Consider the following 15,185-nt stretch of genomic DNA (forward strand, 5'->3'; position numbering starts at 1 on the left):
GTTGATACAACTCCTTGAGACTTATCAGCTGCAATCGCATTCCCAACTGTTTGCTTGGCTACCTCAACTTCATCAGGCATTGCTGCTACTTTGTAGTCCTTTTGTCCATTCGCCAAATCAAATTCAGTTGATGGGGCTGTGGTATCTACCGCTGTTATTGTTCCCGTTGATACAATCCCCTGAGCCTTATCAGCTGTAATCGCATCCCCAACTGTTTGCTTGGCTACCTCAACTTCATCCGATGTTGTCACTACTTCATAATACTTTTGCCCTTCTGCAAGTTGTGGGACCGTTACTGTTTTAACATCTTTACCAATTGGTTGATAGTAAAATACAATTACTTGATCGGTAGAACGATATGCGACTGGAACTGAAGTTACTGTAGTTAGTTTCTGCATTTCGCCACCATCCAACGAATAGCCAATTAATTCATACATATCAGTCGTATCATCAATTGGCCCAACATTGGTAACATCGTCCTTTGCCACCATATAGTTAATCGGTTCATACAGTGGTTCTTCACTATTTTTTAATTTGAATTCTGCTTTAATTTGGGTAGTTTCATTGATGTCTGTTGTGTTGTATTTATAAACCACCAGTTTAGCGGCATCAATACTTCCGTTGCTCATATAAAATGTTGCTAAAGGCGCCACGATCGTACCAGCTTGTGCAAATGAACTTGATCTAATTGCAACAGTTTGTGGCATGTTCCAAGTTATCGTTGCTGCCAATTCTTTATTGTTAGACAGTGGCTGTCCATTATACAAAATGCTGCCATTGCTAAAAATAGTATTATCACCACTCACATTGATAATCACTTGTTTTGGTGCCCCGTTTGCTTTTGTTACATTCGAGATTTCAATTGTGCCACTCGCAGTGGCATTAATTTGATCAGTTGTAACTGCAAAAACTTCTGTATCACTACCAGTAGCACCACTACCAACTAAGCTCAATTGATTACCATTAAACGAAGTGGGCGCAATAGTACTGCCAGTGGTTGTCTCTTGTAACAATTTATTTCCTTCATCCAATAATTGTTGCTGCAATGAAGCAAAAAAATTAGCGGTATTCATTCGGGTATACTTTTGTCCTGACCATAGCGTATCCCAAGCATTCGTGTTTTGGTCGATTAAAATCCCTCGGCCATTAACTGAACTATTAATTTTTAAAACAGTTTTACCACCAACAATTAAATTATAATCATCAGTGGTTCCTTTAATTGCGGCATTAGTTAATGTTAAATTTCCACCAACAGCAACCCGTCCATTTACAGTTATATTTGATAACTTTAAACTATCAAACGTAAAGATACTAAAATTATCAACTACGCCTAGCAATGACTGCTCATTTGTAGGCTCTTCATCATACAACTGGTAAGTTCCAGTATCATTTTTAGCTTCAGTTACAGGCGAAATAGCACCATTATTTATCGTCGAGATAATCCAACCGGGTAGTCCGCTATTAGAAAGTCCTAGACTTGCTGCTGTTATCCCTTGCAAATAAAGATCTTGATAATTTTCGGTTCGAACCAGCGAAGGAACATCTTCAGTTTCTTGTGCTGGAGCTGCCGTTTTTTTTGAATTCATTGTATCAATCTGATCTATCTCTCCAGATATTTCAGCTTCATTTGTATTAACATTACTGGACGCATCAGCGTCTGATGTACTTCCCTCAGTAGTACTATCAGTAACTGTAGTACTATCAGTAACTGTAGTACTACTAGCCATCACCGCATCCGACTGTTCTGTAGCAGTCGCGCGATTAGTAGTTACTGTATTGGTCGTCTCATCTTGTTGACCAGTGTTGGTATCTGCACTAACCGGTTTTTCACCAGCAATCAGCAATAATGAACCCAAAACAAAACTACTATATAATAATTCTTTTCCAAAAGTTCTATACATAATTAACTCTTTTCTCAACTGCTTTTAACATAACAGACAACGAGTATCTATCATATCATATGATTTAATAATTACGCAACAGTAAAATAATCATATTAATATAGTAATGCGTATAAACTTATAATGCGGTTTACATATATTATCCTCTGAATAATCAGAACTTAACAAATTATTTTTTGATTATAGTTCGTTTTTAAAGGCTTTAACGATTTTGTAGCTTAATATATTAGTTTTATATGGATTAAATCCGAATAATATTGTAAACTGAAGTTATCAAAGTTCAGGAGGAATTCAACTTGCAAAACATTTATTTCAATCACGACGGAAATGTCGACGATTTAGTTTCATTACTACTACTCTTGCAAATGCCCGACGTCAATCTAACCGGTGTTAGCGTAGTCGGAGCGGATTCATATCTCAAGCCTGCTGTGCAAGCATCACGTAAAATAATCGATCTATTTGGTCAACAGCCTAACCTAGAAGTCGCCGCTTCAGATTCACGAGCTGTTAATCAATTTCCTAAGGAATGGCGCCTATCATCATTTGCCTTCAACGATTTCCCAATGCTAAACGAATTTCGACCAATTAAAACAAAGCAGGCAAATAAGCCAGCCCACTTGGATATGATTGAAAAGTTGCAGCAAGCACATGGCTCCACCACCTTAGTAATGACCGGTCCATTAACAGATCTAGCTCGTGCTTTAGTAATTGATCCAAGTATAACTGCAAAAATCGACAAGCTCTTTTGGATGGGCGGAACCATGAATAATCAAGGCAACGTTTCAGAGCCAGAGCAAGATGGAACCATGGAGTGGAATGCTTATTGGGATCCTGAAGCAGTAAAAACTGTTTGGGACGCTGATATCGATATCCAAATGGTTGGGCTTGAAAGCACCGATCAGGTTCCCCTAACCAAAGAGTTACGTGATCATTGGGCTAGTTTGCGGCGCTATCCCGCAATTGATCTAATCGGTCAAGGATATGCACTAGTATTATCCTATGAAGCTAATTCAACTTATTATCTCTGGGATGTACTAACCACCATTTCCAGCCGATATCCAGAAATCGTAACTGCTAAAACTGTCCATAGTGATATGCTAACTACAGGAGCAGGCGCTGGACGAACATATATTGCAGACACTGGTCGTCCAATCACGCTAGTTACTAGTGTTGATAAAAATGCCTTCTTTACCAAAGTCGACGAACTAGCACAATCGGCGTCTACAAAAGCAAATTAACCGACAGAAAACAAAAGCACCTCCGGTAAAATTTACCGGAGGTGCTTTTGTTTTTACCAACTTGCTTTTTTAACGCCAGGAATTTGACCTAAATGTGCATAATTGCGAAAGTTAATTCGTGACATGTTAAATTTACGCATATATGCATGTGGTCGCCCATCAAGACTATCACGGTTATGGTGTCTTGTTGGTGAGGCATCCCGTGGGAGTTTGCTTAGCCCAACATAATCATGATTTGCCTTCAACTCTTTACGAAGTTCTGCATAGCGTTCAATTGTTGCATCAATTCGTTGTGCTTTCATAATTTTTGCTTTTTTAGCCATTAACAGTTACCTTCCTAACGTTATTTCTCTTCATATCATGTAACACCTTTTTCGCCCGATTACGAGTTTTAATGTTTTTACTGTTTAAGCGTCGCTTTGCACTTGCATAATCAATTTTTTCTGCCATTTTTGTTTCCTCCGTAAATCGTAATAATTACTTTTAACAGGTTAACATAGTCGAAATAGATTGTAAATAGTAATGATTGTCATTTGCAACAAGTGCCTTAAGACGTTAAACTTACGTAGTATTTTTTAGCCCTGTTTCGCGATTTTAATTGATTTAAACGTGCTCACAGCTGCAAGAGTTCTCCGTGCAACGCTAAAATAATAAACTTGGATAAACATTTTATACCATATCTCGCAATTTCAATGGATTAAATGTGTTCACAGCTACAAGAGTCTCCGTACAACGTAAAAATGGTACCTCCACGGGAAATTCACCCATGTAGGTACCATTTTTACGTTGTACTCCGGCTCTTTAACGCAGCTATTCACACTCTTATAAATCAAATCCATTAAAAATAAACATAACTACTCCACCAGCCAAAACTGCTAAAATCAGTACTCCTGCTAGTAAAAAGTTAAATGCAAATCCTAATCCACCGCATAATAACAGTAAGATAAAGATAATTGGGTGTCGAAAACAAAACTTGATAAACCCAATAATTAATTTGATAAATAACAAAACAAAAACTAGTACACCCACCGCGATACCAATTCTAGCACCGTCTGTCATTGCTAGAGGCAATAAAAATGTAGTCATTTATCCACATCCATTCTATCTTTAGATATCATTTTTTCTATTTCAAACCTATTTTATTGATCATATATTTGTTTAAGCCCGCTAATATCAGCATCCGTTAGTACAGTACTGCCACGATCAATTGGATACATCACCGAACTCTGACTGGAACTATGTGCCAATCCTAATGCATGCCCTAACTCATGAATAGCAACCGACTCTTTAATTAACCCTGGATAATTAATATTCAAACTAGCTTTTGCGTGATTGGCAACATATGGATCCCAACCAACTTGCGTAATAATGTCTGGTCCACCGCGGCCCAACTCAATAGTTCCTTGCTGCGGTGCCGCCATTACTTTTCGATAAACCGAGAAAGTAATTTGATTTTGTTTTTGCGTCCCGGCTCCAGCCACTAGTTTAACAATTCCGGTTTGATTATAAATCTGGATTGCCTCTTTAAATACTTTTCTCGCTGATGCTGGTACATTATCATCAAAATGATAATAATACGTTCGTGATAGAGACTGCCCTTGAACGTTTGATTCCATTGGTGTTTGCTCTGTTGTTGAGTTTTGTGATGATTCAGTTTGTTCACTAGCAGATTGACCTGTCGTTGATTCCGTATTTTTTGTCGGTGCATATGTCTCAGTTACTGATTTAAAATCTGGCAAAAAACGATCAACATATTTCCTGATCGTGGTATTTATCTGTCCTGGTATTCCTTGACTGACATTAGTTGCCGGCAACACCACAAATCCAACAACTATTGCAAGCCACACAAGCCACGTTTTACGTTTCAACCCATTCTCCTTAATCATTTAGGTACAATCGATTCCATTACCCTTCGATTGCCAGATAACTATAGTACAAATAACCAAAAGATGACATGATTTAGAGCGTAATTTTAATAATCTTTAGTAATATTAATAATTAAGTTAACAACTGTAACTTGCAACACATAGCAGTGATACGAAATACTTAATTAACATTTTCAATTATAATTATCGCGATTTCGATTGATTAAACGCGTTCACAACCGCAGAAAACTGCACACAACAATAAAATACAGGGTACGATTCACAGTTCGAATCGTACCCTGTATTTTACCGTTGTGCTCCGGTTTCTAAGCGCGGTTGTTCACGCTCTATTTTTAATATAATTAATGCCATCAGCAGCGGGCGCCACTGCCTTACCTAGGAAGATCACTAAAATCACAATTGTGATTACATATGGTGCCACCTGGAACCAGACGTCGTTAATATTTTTCAAACCAGGAATATAGCCACTAATAATTGGCAGGCTTTGCGCTAGACCAAAGAAAATTGCAGCGCCTGTCGCTCCCAATGGATGCCACTTACCAAAAATCATGGCTGCTAACGCCATAAAACCTTGTCCAGAAATAGTTGATACACTGAAGTTTAAAGTAATCGATTGTGACATAACCGCACCACCAATTCCACCCAGCAACCCCGATATCATTACTCCTAAATATCGATACCAGCTAACGTTAATTCCAAGCGTGTCAGCTGCCGCCGGATTTTCGCCAACTGAACGCAGGCGCAACCCAATGTTCGTTTTATATAAACCAAACCAGCTAATTACCCCAATAAGTACAGCCACATATGCGACCAAGGAAGTTTTCGTAAAGAAAATTGCACCCAAGAATGGGATTTTATCTAACCCGGGAAATGAAAAATTCCCGATACTTTCATCAATAATTGGTGTTTGTCCATGTCCATGATAAAAAATACGCGTTAAAAAAACACACAGTGCTGGTGCTAACAGATTCAAAACGGTCCCACTAATAATATGGTTAGCTCGTAAAGTAATCGTCGCCACCGCGTGTAGTAACGTGAAGATAAGCCCAATTACTCCACCAATAATCAACGCCAACCAAGGTGTCAAACCACCGAATACTTTTCCAAACGCCAAATTAAATACCGTAGCACTAAACGCTCCTACGATCATGATTCCCTCTAGTCCAACATTAATTATTCCACTGTGTTCTGAAAAAGCTCCACCAATAGCAGTAAAAATTAATGGTGCCGCATAAACTAACGTTGTAGAAAAAACGGTCATTAAAATCATCATTGTGCTCATTAATTTTTCACTCCTCTTTGTGCCAAAAGCGGCGTAATTAAACGTTCAAATAAGTAACGGATACCGACAAAGAAGATAATTGAGGCAATCACAATATCCACAATTTCAGTTGGCGTGGTGGAGTAAACGGAAATGCTAAGTCCACCCACTTGTAAGCCAGAAAATAAAATCGCTGCAAAAATTATTCCAATTGGATGTTCGTTAGCCAGTAACGCAACTGCCATCCCATCGAAACCAATATTAGGTAGACTGTTAGAAACTGAAATATTTTGATAGTTGCCGAGTCCATCCACCGAGCCTGCTAATCCGGCCAACACACCCGATAATAGCATCGCAATCATAATCGTCTTTTTAGCGTTGATTCCAGCATACTTCGATGCCTGAGGATTCAACCCAACCGCCTGAATTTCAAATCCAGACTTAGTTTTAGTCATATAAAGCCAGGTCAATATAATCAAAATGAGTGCAATCACAAAGCCCCAATTAAACGTTGAATTATTAGTTAATTTTTCTAACCAGGGGGTTCTTAAACTAGCCTTTTGAACAATGTTTGCTGATGAATCGGCGCCCTTAGCTGCTAGCCAATTTTTAACCGCAAAATTAACAAAATAAAGTGCAATATAGTTCAGCATAATGGTCGTAATTACTTCGCTAGTACCACAGTAAGCTCGCAAAACGCCTGCAATCCATGACCAGATGCCCCCTAACAACGAACCAACCACAATCGCCCCAATAATTAGTAACCAACCAGGAAGTTCTTTAAACTGAAGCGCAAATACGATTGAACCAAACCAGGCCACTAAATATTGCCCTGAGCCACCAATATTGAAGAACCCAGCTTTACTGGCGATTGAAAATCCTAGCCCGGTTAGCATCAACGGCGTCGCATTTCTCAGCGTTTCACCGATCGAATAAATATCGCCAAACGCACCATCAAATAAATTAATGTAGTTTTGCACCGGTGAATAACCAAACGCCAACATCACGATGCTACCGACAATCAGGCCTGCCAAAATAGCGCAGAGGGCCACGGCCAATCCAGAATATCTTTGTTTAATCATTTATACTATCCTCCAACGTTTTGCTTTTTACCGGCCATCAGCAACCCCAATTCTTGACTGGTTGTATTTTGAGGATCAATCTCACCAACAATTTCGCCGCCGTGCATTACTAATACCCGATCGGAGAGCTTTAAAATTTCATCCAGTTCAAAACTGACTAGTAAAATGCCGCACCCTTTATTTCGTTGTTCAATCAGTTGCTGATGAATGTACTCAATCGCTCCAACATCGACACCACGGGTCGGATTAGCAGCAATTAGCACCTTGGGCTCGTTGGAAATCTCACGTGCCACCACTAGTTTTTGTTGATTACCACCCGATAGTTCTGTGGCGGTTTCTTTTTCCGATTGCGATCGAATATCAAAACTGCTAATCAATCGTTGCGCCGTTTGATTAATAGCAGTGTAATTTAGTAGTCCATGCCAATTATATTGTTGCTGATAATACGATTTTAGTGCCAGATTCTCCGCTAACGTTAACGCTAAAATCAATCCTGTGTTTTGTCGATCTTCTGGAATCACGCCTAAACCAGCTTCATTTATTCTACGTGGTGCCTGATGGGTCACATTTTGGTCAGCAATTTTTATTTCTCCTGTTTGAATTTTGGTCAGCCCAGAAATCGCGTTGATTAGTTCTGATTGCCCATTGCCATCCACCCCCGCGATTCCAACAATTTCACCAGTATTGACTGATAAACTCAACTGATTAACTTTCAACTGATGATTGGTTTTAACCGTTAAGTTGTGGACAGTCAGCACCGGATGCTGTTGTTCGTTTAACTGACGAACTAGTTGACCATTCATTGGATGCCCAACCATTAATTCTGCTAACTTATTTTCTGACACCTGGTCAACTGGCAACGTCTTAACTACTTGTCCAGCTCGAATAACCACGCAGTTATCCGCAATTTGTTTAATTTCACCCAGTTTATGCGTAATAAAAACAATTGACTTACCTTCTCTAGCTAATTGCTTAAAAATAACAATGATTTCTTGGACCTCTTGTGGTGTCAACGCTGCTGTTGGTTCATCAAATATTAGGATCGTTGCTTGACGATAAAGAGCTTTAACGATCTCCACTCGCTGTTGCATTCCCACTGAAATATTTGCCACCTTAGCATCTAGCTCCAACTTCAATTGATATTTTTCAACTAACGCTTCAACGGTAGCCCGTGCGTGTTGATAATCAATTCGGCCTCTTTTTGTTGGTTCATCTCCTAAAATAATATTTTCCAACACGGTAAATGCTGGAATCAGCATAAAATGTTGGTGAACCATGCCAATTCCCAGCTCCTTTGCCTGTCTTGGGCCGGCTAGCTGAGTAACAACTCCATTTATTTCGATTGTACCGTCAGTCGGTTGTAGCAAGCCAGATAAAATGTTCATGATAGTTGATTTACCAGCGCCATTCTCGCCAAGCAGTGCCAAAATTTCACCGTAATGTAGTGTCATCGAGATATCATCGTTCGCCTTAAACTCACCAAACCGTTTCGTAATGTGGTTCATTTTTACTACTTCATCCATAGTTCACCGTTCACCCCGTCGCTTTCTATGTAAAAAGGTGAAGCGTCTGAATCGTTGCTTCACCTATTACCTAACCTGCAACTTGCTATTCTGCAGAAACTTTAATTGAACCATTTTCAATCTTAGTTTGATAAGCTTTTACACTCTTCCATGCTGATTTAGACATGTTATCGTTCACTAATGAAACACCTTTATCCTTTAAGTCATAAGAAACGGTTTTACCACCAGGGAATTTATTTTTCATTGATTTGTTGGATAAATCTTTGACTGCAGTTCCAACTTCTTTAACTGATGAGGCTAATGTGACATTGCCACCATCATATTTACCATCAGCCTTTTGATCTTGATCAACTCCAATAACCCAAACTTTGTTACCACTCTTGGAAGCATTCTTAGCAGCGGTAAACACGCCGGCACCAGTTCCACCAGCAGCATGATAGATGACATCTTCGCCATTGTTATACATCGCAGTTGCTAGCGACTGACCAACATCTGCTTTGGAAAATGAACCAGCGTACTTTACATCTACCTTAATATCTGGATTAACTGCTTTAACGCCTTGTTTAAAGCCAACTTCAAACGTTTTAATTAATGAACTGTTTACTCCACCGACAAATCCAACTTTATTTGTTTTAGTAGTTTCGGCCGCAGCTACCCCTGCCAAAAATGATGATTGTTCGGTTTTGAAGGTTACTGAAGCCACATTCTTACGATTTTTAACCACTGAATCAATAATCGCAAAGTTAACTTTAGGATTTTCCTTGGCGGCATCACTAATTGCATTATCTAATTTGTAGCCAATTCCGAAAATAGTTGAATAGTTTGCCTTGATCAATTTGTTAATATTTGGCGTAAAATCAGCATCTGAATTTGATTGAGCATAGTTATAACCATTAACACCTTTAGCTAAATCATGACTCTTACCCCATTTTTTCAAACCTTCCCAAGCTGACTGGTTAAATGATTTGTCGTCGATCCCACCGCCATCGGTTACTAACGCCGCTGTATCCGAGTTTTTCTTGTTTGCATTGCTACTCCCGCAACCAGTTAACACTCCACCTGCCAACAATAAAACTGCCGAAAGAACCACTACCACTTTCTTATTCATGAATTAGCCTCCAAATATTTGATGTCTTATTATAAACATTAAATCGAGACTAAATCAATACAATTATGTATTTTTTTATTTTATTGTTCGTGTTTGCAGCCAATGAAAACTTATTTATTGCTTAGGAATAGTGAACTAGTTAGAAAACACGAATATGACACATGCGCATATGGCACAGATTCCTTAGCAGATGATAACTATGTTTTGGTCTCAGTAAGCTGATCTGTTTATTCAAAATTTGTCATGAATCTTTAGATTACTTCAAGTTCATGTTATAATAACTATAATATATTATTAATGTAAAAGAGGTGACTTATGCACAGATATTTGAAAACTTCGATCGTTAAACCAGTATTAATGTTAATCGCGCTTGAGATCATTGCCATTAGTATCAACATGTTTTACGCCCCACACGGCGTCGCTGCCGGTGGTGCAACCGGAATCGCAATTTTAGTCCAGGAAGTTTTTAGCGTTTCGTTAGGACTAACTACACTGGTAGTGAATGCAATCATGTTAGGCCTAGCCTTTTGGTTATTAGATAAAGCAACCACCCGCCGAATCTTGTTCGGCAGTCTGCTGTTACCAGTCTTTTTAGCCATTACTCCACAAATAATGATTGTAGAAGATCGCTTATTAGCCATCATTGTTGGTAGTGTCATTTTCGCAATCGGGGTTGCAATCAACTTTAGAATCGATGCTTCTAGTGGCGGCACCACTGTGCCACCAATGATTTTACAAAAGTACCTCCATATCAAGCCTGCCGTTGGTTTATTTGCCATTGATTTAATCGTATGTTTGTTCAACATTCCTGTGTCCGGAATTGAAGCATTTATCCTAGCAGTCTTTTCGATTGGGCTCACAAGTATCGTAATGAATTATGTTGAGACCGGGTTTGACCGTAAAAAAGTAATTTATATTATGAGTAACCGAGCTTTACCAAAAATTGAAGCCGAAATTTTAAACGAAACTGACCACGGTCTGACAATTCATCAGGTGCTTGGTGGATACTCAGGCGAACCAAAGGACATGCTAATGGTGATCGTCGAGCAGGCCCACTTTCGGCAGCTTGTCAATCGTGTCCATCGCATTGACCCAATCGCATTTGTGTTAGTAACAGAAGCTGCTGAAGTTCACGGCGGCAGCATTAAATCATAATTATCGAAATCACTAAAAAAGCAGCCCCCAATAGGCTGCTTTTTGTAACACTATTAAATTAATCAGTAACTTTAGCATTCGCAACTTGTGCTTCTACATAGTTTTGCGCGATGTCACTCCAACTTATTTTATTATGACCAGAAAATCTAACACTGGCTGCACGCACATTAGCATTTTGAGCAGCAGTGTATTGTTCAGCAATACTTTTCCACGTAATCTTTTTAGTCGTAGTTTTTTTAGAAGTTATCTTCTTGACACTAGCGCTTTTAGCATGATTATCATTTTTTACAAAATCAGATAAATTAACCTGCTTACTACCAGCTAACTGTGCGCTAGCAACGCGTGCATCAGTCATTTGAGCATCCGCATAATCCTCTGTGAATCTCTTCCAAGTAAACTTATGTCCACTGTCTTTAGCCTGTCCTGTCACCAGTTTAGCATTTTGTGTTTGTAATGCGGCATTACGATCACTAAATGATGAAGCATTCGCGTTACCAACCAATCCTACCAATACAAGTGCAACTGTCAAAGCTGCCAACAATCCATTTTTAACTAATTTCATAATTCTTGATCTCCTTACCATTCTTATCATTCTTTTAGACCTAAATTTCAAATACCACGTAAACTGTCACATCAGTTTACCTTTCAATTAGGTTCCCAATCCATAATTGATAATGATATTCAGAAACTGCAGTCCTCTCTTTCTTACGAGAATCTACTATAGCACCATTCACTTAGCTTGTATACGAGTTAGCTTAACTTTTTTTATCTCGCTCACTAGATATTTTTTATTGAAAGCCCTTTACAGACTACTATTAGGTCATAGCTATGATAAAACTAATTGAAATTATTATTAATTTCACAAAACAAGGTGTGATAAAGAAAACGTTTTCTTAGATAACCCCTGATATAATTGAGTTTGGTGGTATTATTTTATCAATTTTTATTGGAATAATTTCTGACTAAAACATTGTAAACTGATATGTTAGTTTTTTCTATCTGATTAAAATGTACAAAGTTCACTTCCTACTTTTATTGCCAAAACGCGTGCGCAACCACTGAATCCTATCGTATAAGAGAATAAGCCTCTCATGAACTTTAAAGTACAAAGTTCACTTCCTACTTTTATTGCCAAAACGCGTGCGCAACCACTGAATCCTATCGTATAAGAGAATAAGCCCCTCATGAACTTTAAAGTGCAAAGTTCATGAGGGGCTTATTCTCTTATACCACGGAGTCAAAACGTGGTTGCGCACGCTCTAGTTTTCGTAATACTTATATTTAATAGTATATTCCTTCGGCTGGCTGGGCTCTAACACAATATCACCAAAGCCATCATGATTGATAGCATCTGGTAAAGTTTGAGCTTCCATTGCAACCGCATTGTATGGTTTTGAATCATCTAGTGGGTTAGCTGTAAACACAACGAGTCCATTACGATCAGAATAAATTGACACATGCCGATTGCTATCAGCATCACTCAACACCGCAATTGGATCACTGTCGCTTGGGGTCACCTCAAAGGCATCATCAATTTCAACTTTGCCAGTCTGATCTTTAATCTCTTTTAATGCTGTTGTGACCGCAGTTGTTGTCTTAAAATCACAACCCGTATTTTTGACTTCATTAAACTTACCAGTAGGTAATTTGCGATCATCAAGTTCTAGCATTCGATCACTGTTAATTTGTAATTGTTGACTGGTAATATCATTTTGGCCATCTGTTAAATTAAAGTAGGCATGGTTCGTTGGATTAAATAGCGTTGCAGCAGTCGTTGTGGCATTAAATGTAACTGTAACCTCATTACTATCATTAAATGTGAATGTAATGGTTGCTTCCAGGTCACCTGGAAAATGGTCTTCTGTACTTGGAATCGATCGTGAAAAAATGACACTGGCTTCATGATCGTGAACTGCTGTTTTAGCATTCCAAATTAATTCAGGAAAACCATTAGGACCACCATGCAAAGTATTACCATTTTCATTGGCATCAAAATGAAACTCTTTACCATCAATCGTAGCCGTTGCATCAGAAATCCGACCGGCCACACGCCCTACTGACTTACATAAACAATAATTAGCTGGTCCCGCATAACGTTCCACACTATCAAAGTTTACAATTAATGGCTTGCCGTTTACCACAAACCCCTGCCATGTAGCCCCTAATGTAATAACTCGGATAAAATTACCCGCTTGGTTTGCAATCGTATAACGCTCAATATCTTGTCCCTGATGTTGTCCAAAAATATCACTTGTAATTTGCATAATAAATCCTCCTGTAATCCATATTTTAAATCTTAATCTTTAGTTTCTGCACTTTTTAAAGCAGCCTTTTGTCGCATTTCCATTTCAATTTCTTCCAATGATTTGCCTCGTGTTTCAGGAACCATGTAGATAACAAAGAAAATTGAAACAACCGCAAAGAATGTAAAGACAGCAAATGGACCACCAACATTATTATGAAATGTTGTTAATAATACTAAGAAAAATTGAGAAACAATAAAGTTACCAATCCAGTTAGCAGCTGAACCAATGGAATTTCCAACACCACGAACATTCAATGGGAAAATTTCACCAATCATTAACCAGCAAATTGGACCCCATGAAACGGCGAAACCGAAAATATAAATAGCAATTAAAATCATTGTTGGTATAGCAGCCGCTTTGACACTAATAGTAAAGTTCAAAATCGATAGTACTCCGATCGAAACAGCCATCACAATTGAACCAAACAGCAAGATCGTGCGACGGTTAAATTTATCCATGATATTGTAAGCCAAAATCGTGCAGACAAAGTTGACAACTCCGATCCCAACGGAAATCCAAATTGCGGCACCTTCAGCGAAACCAAAGCCTTTAATGAACACCTGTGGCAAAAAATAAATAACCGAATTAATACCAACTAGTTGCTGTAACAACATCAATCCAATCGCTACAATGACTGCTGGTCGAGCAAACGTAAATAATTCTTTCAACCCACCTTTAGGTTGATTGGCAACTTCTTGAATATCTGCCAGCTCTTTATCTGGATCCTCATTTGTCTTAGCACGTAATCCGTGTAGCACACTTCTAGCCTCATCAATTTTACCCTTTTCAACCAAGAACCGTGGTGACTCTGGTAAAATCAATGAACCGATAAATAGAATTGCAGCGGGAATCAAGGCCGATCCAAGCATCCAACGCCAGTCTCTGATTCCCAGTAAATTGTGATGTAAGAATCCTAAGTTGGAAACATATGCTAATAAAATACCGAGCGTGATCATCAATTGAAACATGGTACCCAGCGAACCACGATGAGGTGCATCAGCCAATTCAGCTAAATAAGCTGGTGTTAGTGCTGAAGCAGACCCAACAGCGAAGCCCAGAATAATTCGTGCTGTGATCATTGAAACAAATCCAACTGCAGTCATTGATAGTCCTGATCCAACTAGGAATAAAATTGAAGCAACTAATAATAGCTTTTTACGACCAAATCTATCTGACAGTGTCCCAATTGATAGCGCACCAATCGATGATCCAATTAGCACAGATGAGGTAATGAACCCAGTTTGTTCAATATTCAAACTGAAATCAGTTTCAATCAATGATGAGGCTCCTGAAATAATACCTGTATCAAAACCGAATAATAAGCCTCCAAGTGCACCAAAAACAAAAATAAAAAAGGTACTTAAATGTCGTGTTTTCATGCAAATCTCTCCTAACCAAAAAAGATAAAACCTGACAATGTCACAATTGTAACCCTTTTCATTTATCATGCAACCTGTTTTTGTCTAGCAAGCAAACTCTGGTATGTACCAATTGCCCGACATAACTGGACTAGGCCACCCAAATGTTTTTTTAGTATTTTAGACAGTACAATGAGTTCCATCAATTTGGTTATTATTTTCTGTAATAGTTCGAACCGAATCTCTCGAATTTAGTTTATAAAATATGTTTCATTTAAGCGTTATTTGTACCTGAATTATTCATAGTTCATAAAAATCCCGTCAGTTTTCGTATTTTTTCGAAAACTGACGGGTATGTCTTTATCTT

Annotated in this window: 14 protein-coding genes; 2 read left to right on the forward strand and 12 right to left on the reverse strand. The window is 38.5% G+C overall.

Annotated features, from left to right (window positions below; translation table 11 throughout):
• Window positions 1-1,901 (reverse strand): collagen-binding domain-containing protein (locus FFM51_RS06695; protein WP_137597868.1); only part of this gene is annotated, 1,901 nt, incomplete at its 3' end.
• A gap of 296 nt (window positions 1,902-2,197) precedes the next feature.
• On the opposite strand from FFM51_RS06695, the gene FFM51_RS06700 reads away from it, so the two are divergent.
• The gene (locus FFM51_RS06700) at window positions 2,198-3,139 is read left to right on the forward strand and encodes a nucleoside hydrolase (protein WP_137597869.1); all 942 of its coding nucleotides are present in this window, start codon (window positions 2,198-2,200) and stop codon (window positions 3,137-3,139) included.
• 53 nt (window positions 3,140-3,192) lie between these two features.
• On the opposite strand, the gene rpsN is transcribed toward FFM51_RS06700, so the two are convergent.
• The 8 genes from rpsN to FFM51_RS06735 all read right to left on the reverse strand — a co-directional run bounded on the left by rpsN (window position 3,193) and on the right by FFM51_RS06735 (window position 9,999).
• Window positions 3,193-3,462 (reverse strand): 30S ribosomal protein S14, encoded by a 270-nt coding sequence (gene rpsN / locus FFM51_RS06705; protein WP_137597870.1) that lies wholly within the window; start codon window positions 3,460-3,462, stop codon window positions 3,193-3,195.
• Window positions 3,455-3,589, reverse strand: a complete 135-nt coding sequence (locus FFM51_RS08815; RefSeq protein WP_170999586.1) for a putative metal homeostasis protein — start codon at window positions 3,587-3,589, stop codon at window positions 3,455-3,457. The genes rpsN and FFM51_RS08815 overlap by 8 nt, the downstream gene beginning before the upstream one ends.
• Before the next feature lie 372 nt (window positions 3,590-3,961).
• Window positions 3,962-4,225 carry a hypothetical protein gene (locus tag FFM51_RS06710; protein WP_170999587.1) on the reverse strand — a complete coding sequence of 88 codons (264 nt, stop codon included), beginning with the start codon at window positions 4,223-4,225 and terminating at the stop codon, window positions 3,962-3,964.
• 53 nt (window positions 4,226-4,278) lie between these two features.
• Window positions 4,279-5,007 (reverse strand): M57 family metalloprotease, encoded by a 729-nt coding sequence (locus FFM51_RS06715; RefSeq protein WP_223875907.1) that lies wholly within the window; start codon window positions 5,005-5,007, stop codon window positions 4,279-4,281.
• A 337-nt stretch (window positions 5,008-5,344) separates the two neighbouring features.
• Window positions 5,345-6,307: an ABC transporter permease gene (locus FFM51_RS06720; RefSeq protein ID WP_137597872.1), complete on the reverse strand. Its 963-nt coding sequence runs from the start codon at window positions 6,305-6,307 to the stop codon at window positions 5,345-5,347.
• Window positions 6,307-7,368, reverse strand: coding sequence for an ABC transporter permease (locus FFM51_RS06725; RefSeq protein ID WP_137597873.1), 1,062 nt, complete (start codon window positions 7,366-7,368; stop codon window positions 6,307-6,309). The genes FFM51_RS06720 and FFM51_RS06725 overlap by 1 nt, the downstream gene beginning before the upstream one ends.
• Window positions 7,369-7,373: 5 nt before the next feature.
• Complete coding sequence (locus tag FFM51_RS06730; RefSeq protein ID WP_137597874.1) at window positions 7,374-8,891, reverse strand: ABC transporter ATP-binding protein; 1,518 nt, start codon at window positions 8,889-8,891, stop codon at window positions 7,374-7,376.
• 85 nt (window positions 8,892-8,976) lie between these two features.
• Window positions 8,977-9,999, reverse strand: a complete 1,023-nt coding sequence (locus tag FFM51_RS06735) for a BMP family lipoprotein (protein ID WP_137597875.1) — start codon at window positions 9,997-9,999, stop codon at window positions 8,977-8,979.
• A gap of 315 nt (window positions 10,000-10,314) precedes the next feature.
• Here FFM51_RS06735 and FFM51_RS06740 point away from each other — a divergent pair, with 315 nt between their 5' ends.
• Window positions 10,315-11,154 carry a YitT family protein gene (locus tag FFM51_RS06740; RefSeq protein ID WP_137597876.1) on the forward strand — a complete coding sequence of 280 codons (840 nt, stop codon included), beginning with the start codon at window positions 10,315-10,317 and terminating at the stop codon, window positions 11,152-11,154.
• Between the two features lie 58 nt (window positions 11,155-11,212).
• Here the strand turns inward: FFM51_RS06740 and FFM51_RS06745 are convergent, their stop codons facing one another.
• The 3 genes from FFM51_RS06745 to FFM51_RS06755 form a co-directional block, all read right to left on the reverse strand.
• A complete protein-coding gene (locus tag FFM51_RS06745) occupies window positions 11,213-11,716 on the reverse strand; it encodes a hypothetical protein (protein ID WP_137597877.1) in 504 nt (167 codons plus the stop codon).
• Window positions 11,717-12,413: 697 nt separating this feature from the next.
• Complete coding sequence (locus tag FFM51_RS06750) at window positions 12,414-13,418, reverse strand: aldose epimerase family protein (protein ID WP_137597878.1); 1,005 nt, start codon at window positions 13,416-13,418, stop codon at window positions 12,414-12,416.
• 32 nt (window positions 13,419-13,450) lie between these two features.
• Entirely contained in the window at window positions 13,451-14,839 is a 1,389-nt protein-coding gene (locus FFM51_RS06755; RefSeq protein WP_137597879.1) for a sugar porter family MFS transporter, read from the reverse strand.
• Between the last annotated feature and the right edge of the window lie 346 nt (window positions 14,840-15,185).

The organism is Paucilactobacillus kaifaensis, from assembly GCF_005405145.1.
GTDB lineage: Bacteria > Bacillota > Bacilli > Lactobacillales > Lactobacillaceae > Paucilactobacillus > Paucilactobacillus kaifaensis.